Genomic DNA, 22,874 nt, shown 5'->3' with positions numbered 1-22,874 from the left:
CCGGAAGGCGGCATTCCGCCAAGATCACGGATCGACGGGGTCCCTCCGCGACCGGTCCTTCCGGGACGGCCCTTCCTGACGGCCCCCTCCGCCGTCAGGCGGCCTGCCACAGTGCCGGTACCGCCGGCGGTTCCCAGCCCCGCTGGGACGTGTGCGGCTGCAGGCAGACGTAGGCGCGCGCCGCGTACGTGACCCAGTCGCCCGTCCGGTACGCCGTCCCCGGGGCCCAGGTGTTCTCCGGCGAGGAGGGGCCGGGACCCGGGCCGGGGTCCTGCGGGACGTCGAGGACGAAGTCGAACGCCGCCTCCCGGCCGCCGCCCCCGTCGCGCACCGTCATCAGCAGGCGGGGGTCGAAGATCGTGTCGGTGTTGTTGCGCGGCTCGTTCGGGAAGTACAGCTGCGTGGTCAGGACCGGACGGTGCGGCGCCTGCACCTTGACGTGGAGGTGGCGGGTCCGGCCCGGGTACAGGCCCGGCACGATCGTCGTCAGCGCGAAGGAGCCGCGCGAGTCGGTGAACTGGTGCCCCCGCAGCCGGAAACCCGTGTTGTCGTACGCGCCGTCGGTGTCGGCCTGCCAGAAGTCCAGCAGGACGCCGGACAGGGGGAGGCAGGCCCGCCCGAAGACGTAGCCGGTCACGGTGAGCCGGGTGCCCGGCAGGCCCGGCTCCAGCAGACTCGTGCGCTCCGGCGAGTTCGGTTTGAAGTAGGGGCCCTCGATCTGCTCCGGAGTGGGGTCGTCGCCGTCGTCGCACGGCGGGGTGAGCCCGGGCGCCGTGCCGCCCGCGACGAACGTGCGGGCGAGCGCCGGGCCGCCTATCAGGGCGACGGGCACCGCCGCGGTGGCCGCGAGTGCCGCGCGCAGCACCGTCTTGCGGTGGACGAGCCGCCCGGACCTCGGCTCCTCCTGCGCCCCGGCGCCGTCCCTGCCTGCTCCGTCCATGTCTCCTCCTCGTGGGGGGTGGGATGCGGAACGAAACTAGGGGCGCGCGGACGGGACTTCGATGGACTGGTCGTGGCGGCTGTGGTGTTTTCGGAAGTCACCGGGGCTGCTGCCGGTCTCCCGCCGGAAGAACCGGCTGAAGTAGGCGGGGTCGGCGAACCCGGTGCGGGCGGCGACCTGGCGTACCGACAGCCGGGTGTGGGCGAGCAGTTGCTGTGCCTGGTACACCCGGGCCTCGATCAGCAGCCGTCCCGGCGGCCGGCCGGTGGCGGCCCGGACCGCCTGGGTGAGGTAGCCGGGTGTCACGCCGAGCCGGCCCGCGCACTCCCGTACGGTCCACCCGGCGGCCTCCGGGCGGGCGATCAGCCGCGTGAACTCCTCGGACACGGCCGCCGGCCGGCCCAGCACCCGTGGGTCGCGGCCGGCCTCGCCGTGCCGTGGCAGCCGGGCGGCGCGTACGACGAGCACGTGGAGCAGCGAGCGCAGGACGCTCTCGTGCCCCGGGGCGCGCTGCCGGTGCTCCGCGACGAGTTCGGCCATCAACCGCCCCACGGACCGGTCGTGTTCGGCGTCCAGCGCGAACCAGCCCCGTTCCCCGAGCCGCCGCAGCACCTCGCGGTCGCCGGGGTGGTCGACCAGGAAGTCGTCGGTGAACAGCGCCAGCGTCCCCTCCGGGCCCTGGCCGCCTTCCCAGTGGTGCACCTGCCCGGGCAGGACCACGGCCAGGTGCGGGGGGCGGACCGGCCACCGCGTCAGGTCGACGACGTGCGTGCCGGAACCGGCGCTGACGTGGATGACCTCGTAGAACGTGTGCCGGTGCGGCCGGTCCCAGCGGGACAGCGGCCCCACCGCCTCGAAGGACCCCGCGGCGAACGGCGGGTCCCCGGGCCCGGCCACCTCCAGCCGGTGCAGGGGTACGTCCCCGGCAGCGGTCGGCAGGCCGGGCGTTCCCGGCGGGACGGTCGTGCCGCGCATCGTTCGTGCTCCCCTCCTCCAGGCGAGCCGGACGGGCTCGCCGCTTCTCGCGGGTAGGGATCACATACCGCACTCTGGTCTGGACCAACCTCTTGCCCCACGCCCTCCGGCGCCGCAAGCTCCCCTCATGGAGCTTGAGTTGCGGCATCTCAGGACCCTTCGCACCATCGCGGAGGCAGGCAGTCTGACCAGGGCGGCGACGGTGCTCGGGCTCGCGCAGCCCGCACTGAGCGCACAGCTCAGGCGCATCGAGCGGGCCCTGGGCGGTGCCCTCTTCGAACGGGGGCGGCAGGGGGTGCGGGCCACCGCACTCGGTGATCTGGTCCTGGAACGCACCCGGATCGTGCTCCCCGCCGTCAGCGAACTGCAGCAGGAGGCGGCCGCGTTCGCCCGCGGACGCCGGGAGGGGGAGCGGCTGCGGCTCGGCGGCACCCACGGGCCGTTGCTCGGCGCGCTGGTGGACCGGCTCGCCGACGCAGCCCCCGGCACCAGCCTGTCCACCCGCGCCTCCTGGTCGGAACGGGAACTGGCCGGTCTGCTCGCCGAGGGGCGCCTGGACTTCGCCCTCGCCGGCACCTGCGGCTCCGCGTCCCCGCCCGACGCCACCCGCCTGGTCTGGGAGGAGATCGCCGTCGACCCGGTCTTCGTCATGCTCGCCGATGCCCATCCGCTCGCCCGGGGACGGGAGATCGACCTGGCCGCGCTCGCGGACGAGGCGTGGGCCTGCGTCCCGGGCGACGGCTGCTTCGGCGACTGCTTCACCGCGGCCTGCGCCCGGGCCGGCTTCACCCCCCGCCGCATGTACGAGACGGACACCGCCTCCTGCGTCCACCTGGTGCAGGTCGGCCGGGCCGTGGGCCTGTGCCGAGCCACCTTCCCGTCGACGCCCGGCCTCACCACCCGTCCGCTCGCCGGCACCCCGCTGGTCTGGCGGCACCTGCTGGGCTGGCGCCCGGCCGGCCAGCGACCGGGCACCGCGGCCACGGTGCTCGCGCAGAGCCGCAAGGCGCACGAGGACGCGGCGGCGCGCAGCGACGGTTACACCCGCTGGCTCGCGCACCGCGGGGAACCGGCGGCCGCCGCGCACCGCCGAACCGGGCGCGCCTCCTGACGGCGCGCGGTGGGACCGCGCGCCTGCCATAACACCGGGGCAGGGGGTCGGCCGACGTCTTACGGACCGGGGCGGGTGCTCCGTACGGTTCCGGCACTCCACCGAATCCGAGGAGACCTCCCCATGCTCCAACGACACCTCAGAGCCGCGTGCGCCGCCGCCGCGGCGGCGGGTGCCCTGCTCGTGGCCGGGCTCAGCGGCTCCGCGAGCGCCCTGCCGTCCCACCCCCCGGCCGCCCCCACGGCGGCCGAGACGCTCCGCACCGACGCGGCTCCGCCGGCCCTCCTGCGGGCCCTGCAACGGGACCTGGGCCTGAACCGGCAGCAGGCCGAACGCCGCCTGGCCAACGAGGCGGAGGCGGGCGCCACCTCCGGCCGGCTGCGGGCCGCGCTGGGCGCGCACTACGCGGGCGCCTGGGTGCGCGGCGCGGAGTCGGACACCCTGACCGTCGCGACCACGGACCCGGCCGACGTGCCGGCGATCCGGGCCCGGGGTGCCGCCGCGCGCGTGGTCGACCACTCCCTGGCCGCGCTCGACGCGGCCAAGGCACGCCTGGACCGGGCCGCCGCCCGGCACGCCACCACCGACACCCCGGTCTGGTACGTCGACGTCCCGTCCAACGCGCTGGTGGTGCGGGCGGTGCGCACGGACGCCGCACGCTCCCTGCTGGCATCGGCCCACGTCGACGCCTCCCTCGTCCGCACGGTGAAGTCGGCCGAGCACCCCCGCCCGCTCTACGACCTGCGCGGCGGCGACGCGTACTACATCGACAACAGCACCCGCTGCTCGATCGGCTTCCCGGTGACCCGCGGCTCCCAGCAGGGCTTCGCCACGGCCGGCCACTGCGGCCGGGCCGGCAGCACCACCACCGGCGCCAACCGGGTCGCGCAGGGCACCTTCCAGGCGTCCGTCTTCCCCGGCAACGACATGGCGTGGGTGGCCGCGAACGGCAACTGGACGGCGACGCCGTACGTCAACGGTTCCAGCGCTCAGGTCACCGGTTCCACCCAGGCGACGGTGGGCTCCTCCGTGTGCCGCTCCGGTTCGACGACGGGATGGCACTGCGGGACGGTGCAGCAGCTCAACAGCAGCGTCACCTACCAGGAGGGCACGGTCACCGGGGTCACCCGCACCTCGGTGTGCGCCGAACCGGGCGACTCGGGCGGCTCGTTCATCTCCGGCAGCCAGGCACAGGGCGTCACCTCCGGCGGCACGGGCAACTGCACGAGCGGCGGCACGACGTACTTCCAGCCGGTCAACCCGATCCTCCAGTCGTACGGCCTGACGCTGAAGACCACCGCGACCGGTCCCGGCGACCCGGGCGACCCCGGTGACCCGGGCGACCCGGGCGGCACCTGGGCGGCCGGCACCGTCTACCAGGCGGGCGCCACGGTGACCTACGGCGGTGTCACCTACCGCTGTCTGCAGACCCACCAGGCCCAGCAGGGCTGGGAGCCGCCGAACACCCCCGCGCTGTGGCAGCGGCAGTGAGCGGCTGACCCCGGGGGGACCGCCGTCCGCCTGGACGCCCTGGACGCCCCGTCCGCGGCGTCGGGGGGCGTCCGGAGAGTCCGGGCGGACGGCACCGTCACGCGGTGGTCAGCCCCCGGCCGCCTTCCGCTTGCCGCAGAACGCCGATTCCAGGGCACCGGCCAGGGTGTCCAGCACCTTGCCGTTGTTCGACGTGTTGGCCACGGCCGTGAGACTCCGCCCGCCGTCCTTCGTGCTGAACGCGTACGTGTAGTAGCCCTGCACCGCCCCGGTGTGCCCGTACACCGACACCCCGCACGTCAGGTCACGGCGCCGCAGCCCGAGCCCGTACGCCGTCGTGCTGCTCACCTGGGTGAACCGCTCCATCTCCGCCAGCCGCGCCGCGGACATCAGCTTCCCCTTCAGCAGGGCGCTGTAGAAGACGTCGAGGTCGTGCGCGCTGGAGATGACCGCTCCCGCGCTCTGTGCCCACGACACCGTCTGCGCGGTCGCGTCGACCAGCGGCGCGCCCGCCGTGTCCGGCGTCAGGTACCCGCGGGTGTACCGGCCGGGGATCGCGGTGTCCGGATGGACGTAGAAGGTGTCGTTCAGCTTCAGCGGGGCGATGACGCGGTTCCGGTACGCCGTTCCCACCGGCTGCCCGGTGAGCTTCTCGATGAGCAGCCCGGCGACGACGAAGTTGGTGTTGGAGTAGGAGTAGGCGGCGCCCGGGGCGTTGGTGCGCGGCTTCCTCAGGGACAGGGCGACCAGCTGACGGTAGGTGAAGACCTTCCTCCGGACCGCCTCGAAGCCGGAGACGCTGCTGGCGAACATGTCGTTGCTGTAGTCGTACAGCCCGCTGCGGTGGCTCAGCAGGTGCCGGACCGTGATCCGGTCGTCCGGCAGCAGCCCCGGCAGGTACCGGTTGACCGGCGCGTCGAGCGAGAGGCGGTGCTCGTCGACGAGCTGCAGCAGCACGACCGTCGAGAAGGACTTGGTGACGCTGCCGATCCGGAACCGGTCGTCGGTGCTGATGGCCCGCCCGGTGGCGCGGTCGGCGACACCGCGCGTGACCCGGTAGGTCCGGCCGTGGTCGTCGATCCGGGCCAGCGCGCCCGGCGCGCCCTGTGCCACCGCCGACTCCAGCACCGCGGCCAGTCCCGCGGTGTCGGGCGCCGGCAGCGCCGCGGTGACGGGCGCCGGCGGCGCCGCGGTGACGGGCGCCGGCGGTGCCGCTGCCGCCCGGCTGCCCGGCTCCTCGGCGTCCGGTCCTCCGGTCGCCGCCCGCGCCGGCACCGCGAGCAGTGACAGCGCGACCGCTCCGAGAACCGCTCCCCGCCCCACCGTTGCTGAGACCATCCCGTACCCTCTCCCTCGGTTCGGTTTCTGATGCGATATCGGTCACATTCCGCCCTGGGAACCTAGGGGATGAGGTCGACGTCTCCACAGCCGACACACAGTTGGTCATCTCGCGATCACTCTGTGGCGTCCATTTGTAAAGGATTGCCATAGAAGTTCGCGAAATGGATCATTCCGGCTTTACGTGTCCATGAATGATCCGCAAGGGTGGGCGCTCGGGGCGGATCAGCCCCCTTGGCGCCCAACGGCGCCATGCCTCAAGGCGGTTGGGGATCCCTGCCGCCTTCGAACGAAGGAACCCTGATCAGATTGCGTAGACCGCACATACGCACCGTGGCGGTCGCCGTCGCGGTGACGACGGCTGCCACGGGCCTGGCCGGTACGGCCTTCGCGGCTCCCTCCACCGGGGTGGAGCGGTCCGCCGCCTCCGCCGCGTCGAACGCCACGGCGGTGGTGGAGGCGGCGCGCACCGCGGCCTTCTCGCACGCCTCGGCGACCGGCGTCTCCCAGGGCGACGAACTGCACGCCCAGGACGTCCTGATCGACCCCGAGGGCGCTCGTCACGTCCGTTTCGTCCGCACCCACAACGACCTTCCGGTGCTCGGTGGCGACCTCATCGTCCACCTCGACCACGGTCTTCGTTACACGGGCGTGACCCGCGCGGCCGACCACACGGTCAAGCCCGCCGCCGAGGCCAAGCTGACCGCCGGCCAGGCCGCCGCCAAGGCCGCCAAGGCGGCCAAGGGCGACGCCGGCAGCGCCCAGCTCGTGGTGGACGCCCGCGACGGCGTCTCCGCGCTCGCCTACCAGGTCACCGTCACCGACAAGGACAGCGCCCGCACGGTCGTCGTGGACGCGGTCACCGGCAAGGTGCGCAGCAACACGCCGACCCGGGACGAGTTCCTGTCGCCGAAGCTGCTCGACACCCTGCGCGAGCGCGGCGAGACCCTCGACCCGGCCACCGGCTCCGGTTCCGGCGCCGACGTCGCCGGCCTGGTCGGCTCCCGCAGCACCGGCGCCGCGGCCTACCCGTCGGCCGCCAAGGGCACCGGCAAGACCCTCTTCGTGGGCACCGTCGGTCTCACCACCACGCAGACCTCGCGCGGCCACTACCAGCTCAAGGACCCGAACCGGTACGGCACCGAGACGCGGGACGCCAAGGGCTCGTACACGGAGAAGTTCAGCGCCGGTTCCAAGCTGACCAACACCACCAACGTGTGGGGCAACGGCAAGACCACCAGCCGGGTCAGCGCCGCGGCGGACGCCCAGTACGGCATCACGAAGACGCTCGACTTCTACAAGAGCACCTTCAAGCGCAAGGGCATCGCGAACAACAGCAAGCCCGCGCAGGCGATGGTCCACTGGGGCAAGAAGATCGCCAACGCCTTCTGGGACCCGACCTGCAACTGCATGCTGTACGGCGACGGCGACGGCGACATGTTCAAGAAGCCGCTCGTGGTCCTCGACGTCACCGGTCACGAGCTGACCCACGGCGTGGTGGAGGCGACCGCCAACCTGCAGCCGACCTTCGTCGACTCCGACGGCAACCAGTACGGCGAGCCCGGCTCGCTGAACGAGTCGCTCGCGGACATCTTCGGCTCGAACGTCGAGTTCTACGCCAAGAACACGAAGGACACCCCCGACTACCTGGTCGGCGAGAAGCTGGGCCTCGCGCAGAAGTTCCTGCGCCGCCTGGACCACCCCTCGCTCGACAAGCTCGAGGGCACCATCGACTACTGGTCGCCGGCCACCTACGACACCGAGGTGCACGCCGGTTCCGGTGTCTCGTCCCACGCCTACTACCTCCTCGCCGAGGGCAGCGGCAAGAAGACGATCAACGGCGTGAACTACAACTCGCCGACGTACCACAACATCGCGGTCAAGGGCATCGGCCGCACCAAGGCGACGGCCATCTACTACCGTGCGCTGACCCGCTACATGGTCTCCTCGACCGACTTCCACCAGGCGCGCGTCGCGACGCTGAAGGCGGCCAAGGACCTGTACGGCGCGAACAGCACCGAGTACAAGACGGTGGACAAGTCGTGGGCCGCGGTCAACGTCACCGCCGCCAACACGCCGAGCGCCCGTCACTGACGCACTCGGACCACACCGGCACCACCGGATGCCCCGCCCCGCGCGGGGCATCCGCGTGTTCAGGGACGTCTGGGGTGTCCGGCGAGTGTCCGGCGGCCCCCGGCCGGGTCACCCCGTCCCGGCCGGCTCCGGAGCGATCAGACCCCGGCGGTAGGCCACCGCCACCGCCTCCGTACGGCTCGCCGCGCCCAGCTTCGCGAGGATGTTGGACACGTGCACGCTGGCCGTCTTGCCGGTGATGAACAGCTCCTCGCCGATCTGCCGGTTGCTGCGGCCCCGCGCCAGGAGCCGCAGGACGTCCCGCTCCCGCGCGGTCAGCGGGACATGACCGGCGGCCGGGGCCCCGGCCCCCAGCCGGCCCCGGCGGACCAGCGCGTCGACGTCCTCCGACAGCGGCGCCGCACCCAGTCCGGCCGCCGTCTCCCCGGCCAGCCGCGCCTGTTCCGCCGCCTCCGCCCGCCGCTCCACCGCCAGCAGCGCCCGCGCGTACCGCAGCCGGCAGCGCGCCTGCTCGTACCCGTCGCCGTAGCCGAACGCGGCGACCGTCTTCTCCCAGGCCGCCGGATCCGGTCCGGACACGACCGTCGTCCACTCCGCCTCCGCCCGGGCCAGCCAGGCCTGTCCCTCCGGGCCCTGCGCGAGGCCTTCCTCGTCCCGCCCGGCTCCCTCGCGCGCCACCTCCACCAGCTCGGCCGCCGTCTCCGCCCAGCGGGCGAGCTCCGCGTCGGCGCCGCCCCCGCGCCGCAGCTCCGTCACCCGGTCGGCGACCGCCGCCAGGCAGAGCGCGGCCAGCCGCACCGCGACGCCCGGCCGCCGTCCCGTCACATCACCGAGGGCGGTGACCGTCTCCCGCATCCGTGCGACGGCGCCCTCCGCGTCGCCGTCCCGCGCGGCGGCGTCGGTGAGCACGATCCCGGCGACCAGCGTCCCCATCCAGTCGAACGGCCCCTCCAGCAGGGCCCGGGCCCGCTCCACCGCGCCGCGCTCACCCCGGGCCAGCGCCACGTACAGCGCGGGGCTCGTCGCGAAGGCGCCTCCCGGCGCGGGCAGTCCGGGCGTGGCCTCGGCCGCCAGGCGCAGGCACTCGTCCCACCGGCCCAGGGTGTACAGCACCAGCAGCTGGAGGTAGCGCAGCTCCAACGGGTACACCGAGGACAGCAGACCGGCCCGGCGGGCCCGCTCCAGACCGTCGGCCAGCAGGGGCAGGCACTCCGCCAGGTCCCCGGACTCGACGGTGCCGAGCGCCAGGTTGAACAGCGCACGCGTCTCCACCGGCGCGTTCCCGGCGGCGCGGGCCAGCTCCAGGGCCCGCCGCAGCGTCTCCCGGCCCTGCGGGGAGCGCCGCCCACCGCCCTCGACCACCGCCAGGGAGATCAGCAGATCGGCCTGGGCGCCCCGCACACCCAGCTCCTCGGCGACCCGCAGGGCCTGCCGGCCGATCCGCAGCGCGGTCTCGTCCTCGCCGATCTGGCGGGCCGCCGCGACATGCGTGGCCGCCGCCCACACCCACGTCCGCGACGGCGGCTCGGCGGGGATCATCGCCAGCGCCTCGCTGCTGTAGCGGAACGCCGCCGTCAGACTGTCCACCGTCATCAGGTTCCCGGCCAGCGTGTAGCGGACCCGGGCGGCCAGCTCGCCGTCGGTGTCCTCGCCGACCCCGGCGAGCGCCGTCCGGGTCAGCGCGACCGCCCGGTGGAAGGCGCCGGCATGGGCCGCGGCGGCCGAGGCGCGCAGGGTCAGCGTGACCCGGTCGAGGCCCTCCCCGGCGGGCCGGACCGACGCGGGCACCGACGGCCACAGGTCCAGGACGGTCTCCAGGTGCCGCAGTTCCTCGGCGGGCGCGCCGAGCCGCCGCGCGTGGTCGGCCGCCTCCAGACAGGCCGCGAGCGCCGCGGGAAGATCGTGGCTCTCCCGGGAGTGGTGGGCGCGCTCCGCCGCCGTCTGCGGGGCCCCGCCGTCCGCCGCGAGCAGCCGGGCGTAGGCGCCGTGCAGCCGGGACCGCTCGCCGGGCAGCAGGTCGGCGTAGACCGCCTCCCGGGTGAGGGCGTGCCGGAAGGCGTACGTGCCGTCGTCCTGGGCGAGCAGCAGCTGGTGCCCGACGGCCTCCCTGAGCGCGGTCTCCAGCTCCTCCTCGGGCAGCCCGGCCGCCTCGCGCAGCAGCCCGTGCCGCACCCGCCGTCCGGCCACGGCCGCGGTCCGCAGCACCTGCTGGGCGGTCTCGGACAGCTGTTCCACCCGGATGAGCAGCAGGTCGGCGAGGCCGCTGGGCACCCCGTCCGCTTCCGCGGCGGACGCCGCGAGCAGCTCCTGCGCGTAGAACGCGTTGCCCTCGGCCCGGGCCACGATCCCGCGCACGACGGCGTCGGGCAGCGGACGGTCCTCCAGGGCCCGCACCAGCCGGGCGACCTCCGGATCGGGCAGCGGCCGCAGCTCCAGCCGCTCCACGGCGGGCAGCCGGACCAGTTCGGCGAGCAGGGGACGCAGCGGGTGGCGGCGGTGCAGGTCGTCGGTGCGGTAGGAGGCGAGGATCGCGAGCCGCCGGTCCCGGGCGCCGCCCGGCCGGTGCGGCAGGCCCCTGCTGAGCAGGAAGCGCAGCAGGTCCCGGGAGGACTGATCGGCCCAGTGCAGGTCCTCCAGGACGAGCAGCAGCGGGGCCACCTCCGCCAGCCCGGCCAGCAGCCCGGCGACGTCCTCGAAGAGCCGCAGCCGCTCGTCGGGCCCGCCGCCCGCGTCCGGGCCGGCGCCCAGCAGCCGGTCCGCCGCGGGATGCGCGGCCATGACGGCCGTGAACCGCTCGTCGGCGGCGAGCGTGCCCAGGATCTCGGTGAACGGCAGGTACGGCAGACCGACGTCCCCGAGGTCCACGCAGTGCCCGGTGACCACGGTGGCCCCGGCCCGCGCAGCCCGCCCGGCGGCCTCGTCCAGCAGCCGGGTCTTGCCGACCCCGGCGTCCCCGGCGAGCAGCACCGCTCCCGCGGCTCCGCCCCGGGCACGCTCCAGCACGCCCGTGAGCCGGGCCAGTTCCTCGTCCCGGCCGATCAGCGGGGCTGTGGTGAAGGCGGTCTGCGACACGCCCTCATCCTGCCACGCGGCACCGCCGGCACCCACGGTACCGACGACGCCTCGGCGCCGAGCGGGGGTCTCCGCCGCGGCCTCAACGCAGCGTCTGCGCCCAGTTCTCCGGCACCCGGCCCGCGGGACCCGGCGCCGGCTGGTCGGCGGGACGGCTGCCCGGCGGGGCGAGTTCGGGGCCGGAGGTGAACAACTCGTCGGTGGCGTAGTTCCAGAACCAGCCCTCGCCCGGCTCGAAACTCTGGATCACCGGGTGCCCGGTGGCCCGGTAGTGGGCGGTGGCGTGCTTGGCGGGGGAGTCGTCGCAGCAGCCGATGTGCCCGCACCGCGCGCACCGGCGCAGGTGGAACCACCAGCCGCCCGCCTCCTCGCACTCCACGCAGCCCGTGCCGCTGGGCGGGACGCTGGGGTCGATTCCGTCGACGTCGTTCATACCGGCTCCTCGTCGGGCGTCTGTGCGGTCAGGGGCAGCAGCACCTGGAAACGGGTGTCGCCGGGCACCGACTCGACCCGCAGGGCCCCGTGGTGCTTGTTGACGACGATCCGCCAGGAGATGTCCAGGCCGAGGCCGGTGCCCTCGCCGACCGGCTTGGTCGTGAAGAACGGGTCGAAGATCCGGTCCCTGATCTCCGGCGGCACGCCCGGACCGGTGTCCCGGAACTCGACCAGCAGCCGCTCGTGGTGGAGCGCCGTCCGCACGGTCAGCGTGCCCTGGCCGCCCGTGCCGTTCATGGCCGAGACGGCGTTGTCCACCAGGTTGGTCCACACCTGGTTCAGCTCGGCCGGGTAGGCGGGCACCGGGGGGAGCGTGCGGTCGTACTCCTTGACGACCTCGATGCCCGGGCCGATCTTCCCCGAGAGCATCAGCAGCGTGCTGTCGAGGAGTTCGTGCACGTCCACCTCCCGGTACGGCGCCCGGTCCAGCTGGGAGTACTGCTTGGCGGCGTCGACCAGGTGCGAGATGCGGGTGGTGGAGTCCTCGATCTCGCTCATCAACAGCTCGGTCTCGATGGTGTAGTTGAGCCAGCCGACCGCGTTCGGCAGGATCTCCTCGTCCACCGCCGCCGCGACCCCCTCCAGCCAGTCCACGTCGAGTCCGGCCTGCACGAAGGTGGGCGCCAGCTGCCAGCCGTGGTCGATGCCGTGGTCCTCCAGCCAGTCGGTGAGCGTGTCCTCCCGGTCGCTGGCCTCCAGCGGGCTGAGCACCGGGGCCTTGGCCACCCGTTCCGCGGTGCGCTCCTGGATCTCGACCAGGCTCGCCAGCACGTCGCGGGAGAAGGGTCCTTCGGCGATCAGGCCGAGCTTGCGCCGCATCTTCGCGACCCGCTCCCGCAGGGTCGAGGTGGCCCGGACCGCGGCCGCCGCGGGGTTGTTCAGCTCGTGCGTGAGCCCCGCCGACAACGAGCCGAGCGCCAGCAGCCGTTCCCGCTGGCCGATCATCGCCTGGGTGTTCTTCGTGCCGAAGAACAGCCCCTCCAGCAGGTGCACGGCCATCGGGAACCACTCCTGCATGACGTCCGCGAAGATGTCGGCCGGCAGCACGAAGAACCGTGTCGGCACCGTGACCCGCATGGAGTTGTTGTAGACCTGCCGCACCCGGTCGCCCAGGTAGGCCTGCATCGCGCCCGCGTACACCCCGGGCTGCGAGGTCCGGGTGACCTCCACGTCGTCGCCGCCGACGCGGCGGGACAGCACGACCGTGCCCTCGATCATCACGAAGAAGCAGGTGGCCGCATCGCCCTCGGTGTACACCGGGCCGGGTGGGAACAGCTCCACCCGTCCCTGGGCGCAGAGCCGGCCCAGCTGCTCGGCGCTCAGCTTCTCGAAGAGGAACAGCGAGCCGATCTCCTGCGGGCTGCACGCCACGACCTGCCCGCTCATGACTGCTCCAGGTACCGGTGGACGAGCATCACGGCCATGGCTCCCTCTCCGACGGCGGACGCGACCCGCTTGGCGGACTCGGCACGCGCGTCGCCCGCCACGAACACCCCGGGGATGCTGGTCTCCAGGTGGTACGGTGCCCGGTCCAGCTCCCAGCCGGCCGGCGGCCGCCCGTCGGCGGTCAGGTCGGGCCCGGCCAGGATGAAACCCCGCCCGTCGCGCAGCACGCTGTCGCCGAGCCAGTCCGTCAGCGGGGCGGCGCCGATGAACACGAACATCCACTGCGCGTCGACCTGTTCGGTCTCCCCGGTCACCGCGTCCCGCAGCGTCAGCCGCTCCAGACGGTCCGAGCCGTGCGCCCGCTCCACGACCGTGTGGCAGCGCACCGCGATGTTCGGGGCCTCGTCGATCTGCTGGATCAGGTAGTGCGACATCGACGCCGACAGGTCGGGGCCCCGCACCAGCAGCGTCACCGACTTCGCGCCCCGGGACAGGTACATCGCCGCCTGGCCCGCCGAGTTGGCACCGCCGACGATGTACACGTCCTGGCCCTGGCAGGAGGCGGCCTCGGTCAGCGCCGAGCCGTAGAACACCCCGCACCCGGTCAGGTCGGAGCAGCCGGCGGCCTCCAGCTGCCGGTACTGCACGCCGGTCGCGAGGATGACGCTGTGCGCGGCGATCGCCGAGCCGTCCGCGAACCGTACGACCCGTGCGGCGCCGTTGACCTCCAGCCCCGTCACCTCGCGGGCGGTCAGGATCTCGGCGCCGAACTTGGCCGCCTGCCGGCGCGCCCGGTCGGTGAGCTGGGCGCCGGAGACGCCGTCGGGGAAGCCGAGGTAGTTCTCGATCCGTGAGCTCTGCCCCGCCTGTCCGCCGGTGGCCGACCGCTCCACCAGCACGGTCCGCAGGCCCTCGGAGGCCCCGTACACGGCCGCGCCGAGCCCGGCCGGTCCGCCGCCGATCACGATCAGGTCGTAGAAGTCGGCCGTCGGCGTCGTCGCCAGCCCCACGTGCGCGGCCAGCTCGGGGGCCTCCGGCTCGACCAGGACCGTGCACTCCGGGGTGATCACCAGCGGCAGCCGCTGTCCGTCCTGTCCGGCCGCCGCCAGCAGCCGCTGCCCCTCCGGCTCCTCCACCGAGTACCAGCGGTAGGGCACCTGGTTGCGGGCCAGGAACTCGCGGACGTCGGAGGAGCGCGCCGACCAGCGGTGTCCCACGACCTTGGTGCTGGGCACCGGCTTGTAGGCGCTGGTGCGCCAGGCCTGGAGCAGGTCGTCGACGACCGGGTAGAGCTTCTCCTCCGGCGGGTCCCAGGGCTTGAGCAGGTAGTGGTCCAGGTCGACCACGTTGATCGCGTCGATCGCCGCGTTGGTGTCCGCGTACGCGGTCAGCAGCACTCGCCGCGCCCCCGGATACACGTCGAGGGCCTGCTCCAGGAACTCGATGCCGTTCATCTGCGGCATGCGGTAGTCCGCGAGGATCACGGCGACCAGGTCACCGCGCAGCTTCAGTTCGCGCAGCGCGTCCAGGGCGGACTCGCCGGACTCCGCGCGCACGATCCGGTACGACTCGCCGTAGCGCCGCCTGAGGTCGCGGGCGACGGCACGGGAGACCCCCGGGTCGTCGTCCACGGTCAGGATGACGGTCCGCGCGGTGTCGGCGGCCTGTGCCATACGTCTCCCCACCCGAGTGCCGGATCCACCGGATCGGTGTCGTGGGGACCACCGCACCGGTACCAGGCCATCGTATGTTCGCCTCCGCGGGTTCCGCTTGCCTGCGGGAGCCCACCGCTTGCCCCACGGCGACCAGCGGGCGCGCCTCCGGCCCGGGGAGCCGGCGGAGCACGGTGGAGGAGAGATCATCGTGACCGGTGCCCGTCGGCGGGCACCAGCACCCTGAGGACCCGGCGACGACGAGGAGGCCCGCGGATGACACGCCCGATCACGGCAGGGGTGGACGGTACGGAGGAGAGTCTGGCGGCGCTGGACTGGGCGGCCCGGGAGGCCGTACGCCGGCGGCTGCCGCTGCGCGTGGTGCACGCCTGGCGGTACGCCGAGGCGCTCGCCGCAGCCGACCGGGACACCCAGCACAGGTGGGTGTCGGAGGGGGTCGCGGAGGCCGTGCGGACCGTGTCCGGGCGGCACCCGGGGCTGACGGTGACCACGGACGTGGTCGAGGGCGCCGCCGCGCACGCGCTGGCCGAGGCGGCGGCCGGGGCGGAGATGCTGGTGCTCGGCTCGCGCGGCCACGGGCCCGTCGTCGGCTTCCTGCTGGGCTCGGTCGGCCAGCAGGTCATCGCGGAGGCGGCCCGGCCGGTGGTCTCGGTGCGCGCCGAGGACCGGGCCCCGGCGGAGGCGGCCGGCCGGGACGTGGTGGTCGGCCAGCACGGCGGCCCGGAGGACAGCGCGGCGGCGCTGCGGTTCGCGTTCGAGACGGCGGCGGCCCGCGGCGCTGCCGTCCGCGCGGTCCGGGCCTGGACACTGCCCCCGGTCTTCGCCTACAGCCCCGGTTCGCTCAAGCTGCTCGACGACGCCGGCGGCCTCGAACCGTACGAGAGGCAGGCGCTGGCCGAGGCCCTCCGGCCGTGGCGGGAGCGGTTCCCGGAGGTGCCCGTCGCCGAGCACGTGGAGATGGGCAGCGCCGGCCAGGTGCTGCTGTCGACGGCCGGCCGGGCCCAGCTGATGGTGGTCGGGCGCCGGGCGCGCCGTACGGCGGTCGGCGCCCGGATCGGATCGGTCGCGCACGGGGTGCTGCACCACGCCGACTGCCCGGTGGCCGTGGTCCCGCACGAGTGAGCTACTCCTCCTCAGCCGGCTCCAGCGTGGTCCGGGCCTTGGGCAGCACCTTCTCGACGTAGTCCTCGACGGCGGTGTCGAGGCCTATGTCGTGCTGGGCGCGCTCGGACAGGTACCAGCGGTGCTCGAGGAGTTCGTGGTAGATCTCGGCCGGGTCCATGGAGCCGCGCAGCTCCGGCGGCACCGCCCGCACGGTCGGCCGGAACACCTCCCGCACCCAGCGGTGGGCGAGCACCTCGGGCCGGGCGGCATGGGGGTCCCGCCTGGCCGAGCGGAGCCGCGAGCCCGGAGGAGCGTCGCCGGGGGCGTAGTCGTCCTGGCCGGCCATCCAGCTCTCCAGGTCGTTCAGCAACCGCCGGGCCTGGTTCTCCTCGGCGTCCAGACCCGTCAGCCGGAGCAGCTGGCGCTGGTGGTGGCCGGCGTCGACCACCTTCGGCACGAAGGTGACCGTGTCCCCGTTCGAGGAGTGCTCGATCTGCATCTCGGCGACGTCGAACCCGAGGTCGTTCAGGCGGCGGATCCGGCGCTCGATGTAGTGGTACTTGCCCGCCGGGTACACCGAGGTGCGGGTCAGCTCCTGCCACAGCCCCTGGTAGCGGGTGCAGATCTCGTGGCCGAACGCGACCGGGTCGACGGACGGGTGCAGCGCGCCGGACGCCTCCAGGTCCAGCAGCTCGCCGCTGATGTTGACGCGGGCGAGCTCCAGGTCGTAGTCCCGCTGCCCGGGGCTGAGCCGCGGGTGCAGGTCGCCGGTCTCCGCGTCGACCAGATAGGCCGCGTAGGCGCCCGCGTCCCGCCGGAACAGGGTGTTGGACAGCGAGCAGTCGCCCCAGGCGAACCCGGCCAGGTGGAGCCGGACCAGCAGCACGGCGAGGGCGTCCATCAGCCGGTGCATCGTCGCCGGGCGCATCGTCGTCTCGAACATCGACCGGTACGGCATCGAGCCGCGCAGGTGACGGGTGACGAGGACCGGCTCCAGCGGCGCGCCGGAGGGGTCGGTGCGGCCGGTGACCACGGCGAGCGGGTCGACCGCGGGGATCCCGAGCCGGTCCAGGTCGCGCAGCAGCTCGTACTCGCGCAGCGCGGGCCGCTCGGCCAGCTCCTTGACGGCGATCACCTCGTCGCCGGCGTGCGCGTAGCGCACCACGTGCCGGGAGATGCCGCGGGGGAGCGGCACGAGGTGGTGCTCGGGCCACTCCTCCAGCGGGGTGTCCCAGGGCAGGGCGAGCAGGAGTGCGGGGTGTTCCGGGTTCGTGGCGCTGATCTGCAAGGCCATGACGGAACCCTACGGCCCCGCCCGGGTGTTCTAGGAGGCCCGCTCCCGGGCCTGCTCGGCCGCGGCCCGCACCGGGCCGCGGTGGACCGGCCCGTGTCCGGGCAGCAGGGTGTCGCCGTCGAGCGCGCCGATCAGGTCCAGCGAGGCCACGACCCGGGCGCGCTCGTGGTGGAAGAAGTCGGGCAGGATCTGCGGGCCCCGGACACGCGACGTCGCGTGCCCGCTGACCAGGGCGTCGCCGGAGATGACGATGCCCGTCCCGGGGAGGTGGTAGACGCAGTGGCCGTCGGTGTGGCCGGGGGTGTGCACGGGCACGGGACGGCCCGGCAGGTCCAGCGGACCCTCGTTCGGGAACGGCTCGGGCGCGGTGACGGGGTTGTGGTCGGTGCCGCCGGCCCGGATCACGTGCACCGCCCACGGCAGGACGCCCGGCCGCCACAGGTTGCGGACCACGTCGCCGATGTCGGCCTGCTGCAGGAACTCCCGCCGGGCGTGGGGCACCTCGGCCGGGTGCAGGTACACGGGGGTGCCGTAGCCGGCGCGCAGGTACTCGGCCGAGCCCAGGTGGTCGTTGTGCGCGTGGGTGATCAGCACGGCGGCGACCGCCTCGGGTGAACTGCCCACCTCGGCGAGGGACTCCAGGACTCCCCGGCGGTCTCCCGGATACCCGGTGTCGACCAGGGTGACGGCGTCGCCGTCCTTCAGGATCACCCAGTTGACGTGGTTGCCGTGCACCAGATAGGTGCCGTCGGCGACTTGGTGTACCTCTGCCCGCATGATCTCCCCGACCCCTGTGCGGCTGACCGTCGGGGACAGCCAACCAGATGTGCCGGTGCCCCGCACCGCCGGGTCGCGTCAGCGCACGCCCTGCGGGCGGAACTGGATGCTGATGCGCGGTCCCGCGGCCCGGCTCGTCTTCGGGACGCAGTGCTCCCAGGTGCGCTGGCAGGATCCGCCCATCACGATGAGGTCGCCGTGGCCGAGCGGGCGCCGGACCGCCGTGCCGCCTCCGCCGGCGGGGCGCAGCAGCAGGTCGCGGGGCTCGCCGACGGAGAGGATCGCGACCATCGTGTCCTCCCGGGAGCCCCGGCCGATCCGGTCCCCGTGCCAGGCGACGCTGTCCCGGCCGTCGCGGTAGTAGCACAGCCCGGCGGTGGTGAACGGCTCCCCCAGTTCGCCGGCGTAGTGCCGGGACAGGGCGGCGCGGGCCTCGTCGAGGACCGGGTGGGGGAGCGGGTCCCCGGCCCGGTAGTAGGCGAGCAGGCGCGGGACGGTCACCACGTTGTCGTACATCTTGCGCTGCTCGGCCCGCCACGGGACCTCGGCCGCGAGGTGTTCGAACAGGGCGTCGGCCCCGCTCAGCCAGCCCGGGAGCACGTCGATCCAGGCGCCCGAGCCCAGCTCGGTCCGCCGCAGGCCGTCGAGCGGGCCGAGTCGCAGCTGGTCGGTCTGGTCGAACAGGGAGCCCTGGAGGTGCGTGGACATGGGTCCAGGGTACTCCTGAATCGAAAACGTGTTCCCTTTGATCACGGGGTGCGCGGCGGGGTTCCGCGGAGCCTTTCGATACGCCGGTGTATCGGATACATTCGCGTATCGAACCGACCGGAGGGCAGTCATGGACACGGCCAAGCGCGTCACCCGTCGCCGGGTCCGCACCCGCGCCCGGCTGCTCGACGCCGCGTTCACGGTGTTCGCGGCCAAGGGCTTCGGGCGGGTCTCCATCGAGGAGGTCTGCGAGGCGGCCGGCTTCAGCCGGGGCGCCTTCTACTCCAACTTCGCCACCCTGGACGAGCTGTTCTTCGCCCTCTACCAGGAGCGCGCCGACCTCATCGCCGGCCAGGTCGCCGACGCCCTCGCCCAGGACGGGCCCGACCTGGACGTGCCCGCCTCCGTGGACCGGGTCACCGAGGTGCTGCTGCTCGACGTCGACTGGCTGCTGGTGAAGACCGACTTCCTGGTGCACGCCGCCCGGGACCCGGCCGTCGCCCGGGCCCTCCTCGACCACCGCGCACGTCTGCGCCGGGCCGTCGCCGACCGGCTCTCCCGGGCCCGCGGCCACACCGAACTGCCCGCCGTGCTCGGCGACGCGGACGCCGCCGCGCACGCCGTGGTCGCCGCGTACGACGGGGTCACCACCCAACTGCTGCTGGACCGGGACGTGGAGGCCGCCCGGGCCTGGCTCAGGCAACTGCTCACGGCGCTGCTCACGGACGGCGGCCGCACCTCCGCCTGAGCACCGGCACGGCCCCCTCCCCGCACCCTCAGGAAGGACACCCCGCCATGGACGCGGACGTCATCGTCGTAGGAGCCGGACTCGCCGGCCTCGTCGCGGCGCACGAGCTCACCAGCCGGGGCCGCAGGGTCGCCCTGGTCGACCAGGAGAACGCCGCCAACCTCGGCGGCCAGGCGTTCTGGTCCTTCGGCGGCCTCTTCCTCGTCGACTCGCCCGAGCAGCGGCGCCTCGGCATCAAGGACTCCTTCGCCCTCGCCTGGAGCGACTGGCAGGGCAGCGCCCGGTTCGACCGGCTCGCCGACGAGGACTCCTGGGCGGTCCGCTGGGCCCGCGCCTACGTCGAGTGGGCCGCCGGCGAGAAGCGGTCCTGGCTCCAGGGCCACGGCATCGAGCTGCTGCCCACCGTCGGCTGGGCCGAGCGCGGCGACCTGCGCGCGGACGGCCACGGCAACTCCGTGCCCCGCTTCCACGTCGCCTGGGGCACCGGCACCGGCGTGGTCGAACCGTTCGTCCGGTACGCCCGGCAGGCCGCCCGGGACGGGCTGCTGACCTTCCACCACCGCCACCGGGTGGACGAGCTGGTGATCGAGGACGGCGCGGCACGCGGCGTACGCGGCACCGTGCTCGCCCCCGACGACTCCCCGCGCGGTGTCGCCTCCAGCCGCGACCGCGCCGGCGACTTCGAACTCACCGCGCGGGCCGTCGTCGTCACCACCGGCGGTATCGGCGCCGACCACGACATCGTCCGCCGCCACTGGCCCGAGCGGCTGGGCACGCCCCCCGCCGAGATGGTCACCGGTGTCCCCGCCTACGTCGACGGCCGCATGCTCGACATCAGCGCCGGGGCCGGCGTGCGCCTCGTCAACCGCGACCGCATGTGGCACTACACCGAGGGCCTGCAGAACTGGGACCCGATATGGCCCGGCCACGGGATCCGCGTCCTGCCGGGCCCGTCCTCCATCTGGCTCGACGCCCTCGGCCGCCGCCTGCCCGACCCCTGCCTGCCGGGTTACGACACCCTCGGCACCCTGAAGTACCTGCGCACCACGGAGGACATCGCCGGGTACGACCACTCCTGGTTCATCCTCACCCGGAAGATCATCGAGAAGGAGTTCGCGCTCTCCGGCTCCGAACAGAACCCCGACATCACCGCCAGGGACCGGGGGGCCGTGCTGCGCGACCGGCTGCTCGGCAAGGGCGCCCCCGGCCCGGTGCAGGCCTTCCTCGACCACGGCGCCGACTTCGTCACCGCCGGCACCCTGGAGCAGCTGGTCGAGAAGATGAACGCCCTGACCGGCAAGCCGCTGCTGGATCCGGCCGAGGTGCGCCGCCAGATCGAGGCCCGCGACCTGCAGATCGCCAACCCCTACAGCAAGGACGCCCAGGTGCAGGGCATCCGCAACGCCCGCCGCTACATCGGCGACCGCCTCGGCCGCGTCGCCGCCCCGCACCGCATCCTCGACCCGTCCGCGGGCCCCCTGATAGGGGTCCGGCTGCACGTGCTGACCCGCAAGACCCTCGGCGGCATCCAGACCGACCTGGACTCCCGCGCCCTCGGCACCGACGGCACTCCCGTCGAGGGGCTGTACGCGGCCGGCGAGGTCGCCGGGTTCGGCGGCGGCGGGGTCCACGGCTACAACGCCCTGGAGGGCACCTTCCTCGGCGGCTGCCTGTTCTCGGGGCGGGCCGCGGGCCGGCACGCGGCCCGGCACACCGGCTGACCTCAGTCCCGCAGCAGCTCCGCGAGGACGTGCGCGTGGCTCTCCTCCGTCTTCTTCGAGGCCGTGAGGAGGGTCACCGGGCCGTTCCGGACCGACTTCCTGAGCCGGTCCAGCAGCTCGGCGGCCTGCGGGGCCTGAAGCTCCTGCTCGTACCGGCTCCTGAACTCCTCGTAGGCGCCGCCGCCGTGGTACCACGTGCGCAGCTCGCTCGACGGGGTCAGTTCCTTCGGCCACTCGTCCACCCGGGCCGCGTCCTTGGCGAGGCCGCGCGGCCACAGCCGGTCGACCAGCACCCGCAGGCCGTCGTCGGGCTCGGGCGGTTCGTAGACGCGGCGCACACGTACGCTCACGGTGGGGCCCCTCTCGGGTCGTGGACGGTCCCGCGAGCGTACTGCGCCGGCCCGCGCCCGCCCGGCGGCAACGCGGCACGACGCGACCGGACCACACGACTTGACCGGAACAAGGGGGAGAACGGGCCCGTGCGGCGCCTAGTCTGACGGCCAGTCGATCACCGGCCGGCCCCAAGGAGCGCACGTGACGCCACCCCGCAGACAGCCCGCGCGACGCCGTACCGCCACCTACGCCACCGTCCCCGTCGCCGTGGCGGCGCTCCTCGGCGCCGCCGGACCCACCGCGCCGGCCACCACCGGCGCGCCCGGCGCGGGCGACCCCTACTTCCCGCTCAGCGGCAACGGCGGCTACGACGTCCGCCAATACGACCTGACGCTGGACTACGACACCGGCTCCCGCCACCTGGACGGCACCGCCGTGCTCACCGCCCGTGCCACGCGGAACCTCACCCGCTTCGACCTCGACCTGAAGGGCCTGACGGTCACCGCCGTCACCGTCGACCGTGCGAAGGCGGCCTTCCGGCGCGACGGTCAGGAACTCGTCGTCACCCCGCGCCACGGCCTGCGCCGGGGGCGGGAGTTCCGCGTCACCGTCGGCTACCACGGCACCCCGAAACCGGTCACCGACCCCGACGGCGCGGCGGACGGCTGGATCCCCACCGACGACGGCGCCTTCGTCGCGGGCGAGCCGCAGGGCGCCATGACCTGGTTCCCGGCCAACGGGCACCCCCGGGACAAGGCGTCGTACGACTTCACGATCACCGTGCCGAAGGGGCGCACCGCCGTCGCCAACGGCGTCCTGCTCGGCGAACGCACCGCCCGCGGACGGACCACCTTCCGCTGGCGCGAGACCCAGCCGATGGCCGCCTACCTCGCCACCGCCACCATCGGGACGTTCCGGGTCGAGCGGTACACCACCCGCGACGGCCTCCAGGTGTACAACGCCGTGGACGCCCGCGAGGCGCGCGCCGCCGCACCCGTCCTGAAGAAGCTGCCCTCCGTCCTGGAGTGGGAGAGCACGCTGTTCGGGCCGTACCCGTTCCGGGCCGCCGGCTCGGTCGTCGACCACGCCCCGGACGTCGGCTACGCCCTGGAGACCCAGACCCGGCCGGTCTACGACTCCGCCCCCGACCTCGACACCCTCGTCCACGAGAACGCCCACCAGTGGTTCGGCGACTCCGTCTCCCTCACCGCCTGGAAGGACATCTGGCTCAACGAGGGCTTCGCCACCTACGCCGAGTGGCTCTACGCCGAGCAGCACGGCGGCCAGAGCGCCCAGAAGAGCTTCGACGCCCTCTACGCCCGGCCCGCGAGCGACGCGTTGTGGGCCTACCCGCCCGGCGACCCCGGCAGCGGCCAGCGCATCTTCGGCACGCCCGTCTACGCCCGGGGCGCCATGGCCCTGCACGAGCTGCGCCGGGCCGTCGGCGACCGGGACTTCGTGCGGATCCTGCGCGCCTGGGCGACCGGGCACCGCGGCGGGCACGGAACGACCGCACAGTTCGTGAGGCTTGCCGAGAAGGAGTCGGGGAAGCAGCTGAAAGGGCTGTTCCACACCTGGCTGTACACGCAGGGCAAGCCGAACAGCCCCTGACCC

The 22,874-nt window shown here is 73.9% G+C and carries 18 protein-coding genes; 7 read left to right on the top strand and 11 right to left on the bottom strand.

The genetic code is table 11. The features are described 5' to 3' along the window. Positions 1-94: 94 nt before the first annotated feature. A complete protein-coding gene (locus ACZ4VF_RS13125; RefSeq protein WP_467925722.1) occupies positions 95-940 on the bottom strand; it encodes a dioxygenase family protein in 846 nt (281 codons plus the stop codon). A 36-nt stretch (positions 941-976) separates the two neighbouring features. Next, a complete protein-coding gene (locus ACZ4VF_RS13120; protein WP_467925720.1) occupies positions 977-1,915 on the bottom strand; it encodes a helix-turn-helix domain-containing protein in 939 nt (312 codons plus the stop codon). 127 nt (positions 1,916-2,042) lie between these two features. On the opposite strand from ACZ4VF_RS13120, the gene ACZ4VF_RS13115 reads away from it, so the two are divergent. Both ACZ4VF_RS13115 and ACZ4VF_RS13110 read left to right on the top strand, forming a co-directional pair. Next, complete coding sequence (locus ACZ4VF_RS13115; protein WP_467925718.1) at positions 2,043-3,026, top strand: LysR family transcriptional regulator; 984 nt, start codon at positions 2,043-2,045, stop codon at positions 3,024-3,026. A 123-nt stretch (positions 3,027-3,149) separates the two neighbouring features. Continuing rightward, a complete protein-coding gene (locus ACZ4VF_RS13110; protein WP_467925717.1) occupies positions 3,150-4,517 on the top strand; it encodes a carbohydrate-binding protein in 1,368 nt (455 codons plus the stop codon). Between the two features lie 108 nt (positions 4,518-4,625). Here ACZ4VF_RS13110 and ACZ4VF_RS13105 read toward each other — a convergent pair whose 3' ends face one another. Then, positions 4,626-5,855, bottom strand: a complete 1,230-nt coding sequence (locus ACZ4VF_RS13105) for a serine hydrolase domain-containing protein (RefSeq protein WP_467925715.1) — start codon at positions 5,853-5,855, stop codon at positions 4,626-4,628. Positions 5,856-6,164: 309 nt separating this feature from the next. On the opposite strand from ACZ4VF_RS13105, the gene ACZ4VF_RS13100 reads away from it, so the two are divergent. Then, the gene (locus ACZ4VF_RS13100; RefSeq protein WP_467925713.1) at positions 6,165-7,949 is read left to right on the top strand and encodes a M4 family metallopeptidase; all 1,785 of its coding nucleotides are present in this window, start codon (positions 6,165-6,167) and stop codon (positions 7,947-7,949) included. A 108-nt stretch (positions 7,950-8,057) separates the two neighbouring features. Here the strand turns inward: ACZ4VF_RS13100 and ACZ4VF_RS13095 are convergent, their stop codons facing one another. The 4 genes from ACZ4VF_RS13095 to ACZ4VF_RS13080 form a co-directional block, all read right to left on the bottom strand. Continuing rightward, entirely contained in the window at positions 8,058-11,021 is a 2,964-nt protein-coding gene (locus ACZ4VF_RS13095) for a helix-turn-helix transcriptional regulator (RefSeq protein WP_467925712.1), read from the bottom strand. 82 nt (positions 11,022-11,103) lie between these two features. After that, positions 11,104-11,454, bottom strand: coding sequence for a UBP-type zinc finger domain-containing protein (locus ACZ4VF_RS13090; RefSeq protein ID WP_467925710.1), 351 nt, complete (start codon positions 11,452-11,454; stop codon positions 11,104-11,106). Next, the gene (locus ACZ4VF_RS13085) at positions 11,451-12,902 is read right to left on the bottom strand and encodes an ATP-binding protein (protein ID WP_467925708.1); all 1,452 of its coding nucleotides are present in this window, start codon (positions 12,900-12,902) and stop codon (positions 11,451-11,453) included. Before ACZ4VF_RS13085 ends, ACZ4VF_RS13090 begins: the two co-directional genes overlap by 4 nt. Further along, positions 12,899-14,575: an NAD(P)/FAD-dependent oxidoreductase gene (locus ACZ4VF_RS13080; protein ID WP_467925707.1), complete on the bottom strand. Its 1,677-nt coding sequence runs from the start codon at positions 14,573-14,575 to the stop codon at positions 12,899-12,901. The genes ACZ4VF_RS13085 and ACZ4VF_RS13080 overlap by 4 nt, the downstream gene beginning before the upstream one ends. Positions 14,576-14,830: 255 nt before the next feature. On the opposite strand from ACZ4VF_RS13080, the gene ACZ4VF_RS13075 reads away from it, so the two are divergent. Next, positions 14,831-15,697, top strand: coding sequence for a universal stress protein (locus ACZ4VF_RS13075; RefSeq protein ID WP_467925705.1), 867 nt, complete (start codon positions 14,831-14,833; stop codon positions 15,695-15,697). Between the two features lies 1 nt (position 15,698). Here ACZ4VF_RS13075 and ACZ4VF_RS13070 read toward each other — a convergent pair whose 3' ends face one another. The 3 genes from ACZ4VF_RS13070 to ACZ4VF_RS13060 form a co-directional block, all read right to left on the bottom strand. Further along, on the bottom strand, positions 15,699-16,973 hold the full coding sequence (locus tag ACZ4VF_RS13070; RefSeq protein WP_467925703.1) for a DUF4032 domain-containing protein: 1,275 nt from the start codon (positions 16,971-16,973) through the stop codon (positions 15,699-15,701). A 30-nt stretch (positions 16,974-17,003) separates the two neighbouring features. Then, complete coding sequence (locus tag ACZ4VF_RS13065; protein WP_467925702.1) at positions 17,004-17,750, bottom strand: MBL fold metallo-hydrolase; 747 nt, start codon at positions 17,748-17,750, stop codon at positions 17,004-17,006. 78 nt (positions 17,751-17,828) lie between these two features. Then, positions 17,829-18,458 (bottom strand): alpha-ketoglutarate-dependent dioxygenase AlkB, encoded by a 630-nt coding sequence (locus ACZ4VF_RS13060; protein ID WP_467925700.1) that lies wholly within the window; start codon positions 18,456-18,458, stop codon positions 17,829-17,831. Positions 18,459-18,588: 130 nt separating this feature from the next. Between ACZ4VF_RS13060 and ACZ4VF_RS13055 the strand changes: the two genes are divergently transcribed. Both ACZ4VF_RS13055 and ACZ4VF_RS13050 read left to right on the top strand, forming a co-directional pair. Beyond that, positions 18,589-19,206, top strand: coding sequence for a TetR/AcrR family transcriptional regulator (locus ACZ4VF_RS13055; RefSeq protein WP_467925698.1), 618 nt, complete (start codon positions 18,589-18,591; stop codon positions 19,204-19,206). Positions 19,207-19,253: 47 nt separating this feature from the next. Continuing rightward, positions 19,254-20,927, top strand: a complete 1,674-nt coding sequence (locus ACZ4VF_RS13050; RefSeq protein WP_467925696.1) for an FAD-binding dehydrogenase — start codon at positions 19,254-19,256, stop codon at positions 20,925-20,927. A gap of 2 nt (positions 20,928-20,929) precedes the next feature. On the opposite strand, the gene ACZ4VF_RS13045 is transcribed toward ACZ4VF_RS13050, so the two are convergent. Next, entirely contained in the window at positions 20,930-21,277 is a 348-nt protein-coding gene (locus ACZ4VF_RS13045) for a DUF488 domain-containing protein (RefSeq protein WP_467925695.1), read from the bottom strand. Positions 21,278-21,461: 184 nt separating this feature from the next. On the opposite strand from ACZ4VF_RS13045, the gene ACZ4VF_RS13040 reads away from it, so the two are divergent. Further along, positions 21,462-22,871, top strand: a complete 1,410-nt coding sequence (locus ACZ4VF_RS13040) for a M1 family metallopeptidase (protein WP_467925693.1) — start codon at positions 21,462-21,464, stop codon at positions 22,869-22,871. The last annotated feature ends 3 nt before the right edge of the window (positions 22,872-22,874 follow it).

It is taken from the genome of Streptomyces sp. NPDC029151, from assembly GCF_055564315.1.
The sequence above is the reverse complement of the archived record's forward strand: the minus strand, read 5'-3'. Positions and strand labels throughout refer to the sequence as shown.

Coding starts and splice junctions, on each gene's coding strand:
- ACZ4VF_RS13080 (WP_467925707.1), bottom strand. CDS start 14,575: ATGGCACAGGCCGCCGACACCGCGCGGACCGTCATCCTGACCGTGGAC.
- ACZ4VF_RS13085 (WP_467925708.1), bottom strand. CDS start 12,902: ATGAGCGGGCAGGTCGTGGCGTGCAGCCCGCAGGAGATCGGCTCGCTG.
- ACZ4VF_RS13070 (WP_467925703.1), bottom strand. CDS start 16,973: ATGGCCTTGCAGATCAGCGCCACGAACCCGGAACACCCCGCACTCCTG.
- ACZ4VF_RS13050 (WP_467925696.1), top strand. CDS start 19,254: ATGGACGCGGACGTCATCGTCGTAGGAGCCGGACTCGCCGGCCTCGTC.
- ACZ4VF_RS13090 (WP_467925710.1), bottom strand. CDS start 11,454: ATGAACGACGTCGACGGAATCGACCCCAGCGTCCCGCCCAGCGGCACG.
- ACZ4VF_RS13125 (WP_467925722.1), bottom strand. CDS start 940: ATGGACGGAGCAGGCAGGGACGGCGCCGGGGCGCAGGAGGAGCCGAGG.
- ACZ4VF_RS13055 (WP_467925698.1), top strand. CDS start 18,589: ATGGACACGGCCAAGCGCGTCACCCGTCGCCGGGTCCGCACCCGCGCC.
- ACZ4VF_RS13115 (WP_467925718.1), top strand. CDS start 2,043: ATGGAGCTTGAGTTGCGGCATCTCAGGACCCTTCGCACCATCGCGGAG.
- ACZ4VF_RS13110 (WP_467925717.1), top strand. CDS start 3,150: ATGCTCCAACGACACCTCAGAGCCGCGTGCGCCGCCGCCGCGGCGGCG.
- ACZ4VF_RS13105 (WP_467925715.1), bottom strand. CDS start 5,855: ATGGTCTCAGCAACGGTGGGGCGGGGAGCGGTTCTCGGAGCGGTCGCG.
- ACZ4VF_RS13060 (WP_467925700.1), bottom strand. CDS start 18,458: ATGTCCACGCACCTCCAGGGCTCCCTGTTCGACCAGACCGACCAGCTG.
- ACZ4VF_RS13065 (WP_467925702.1), bottom strand. CDS start 17,750: ATGCGGGCAGAGGTACACCAAGTCGCCGACGGCACCTATCTGGTGCAC.
- ACZ4VF_RS13120 (WP_467925720.1), bottom strand. CDS start 1,915: ATGCGCGGCACGACCGTCCCGCCGGGAACGCCCGGCCTGCCGACCGCT.
- ACZ4VF_RS13075 (WP_467925705.1), top strand. CDS start 14,831: ATGACACGCCCGATCACGGCAGGGGTGGACGGTACGGAGGAGAGTCTG.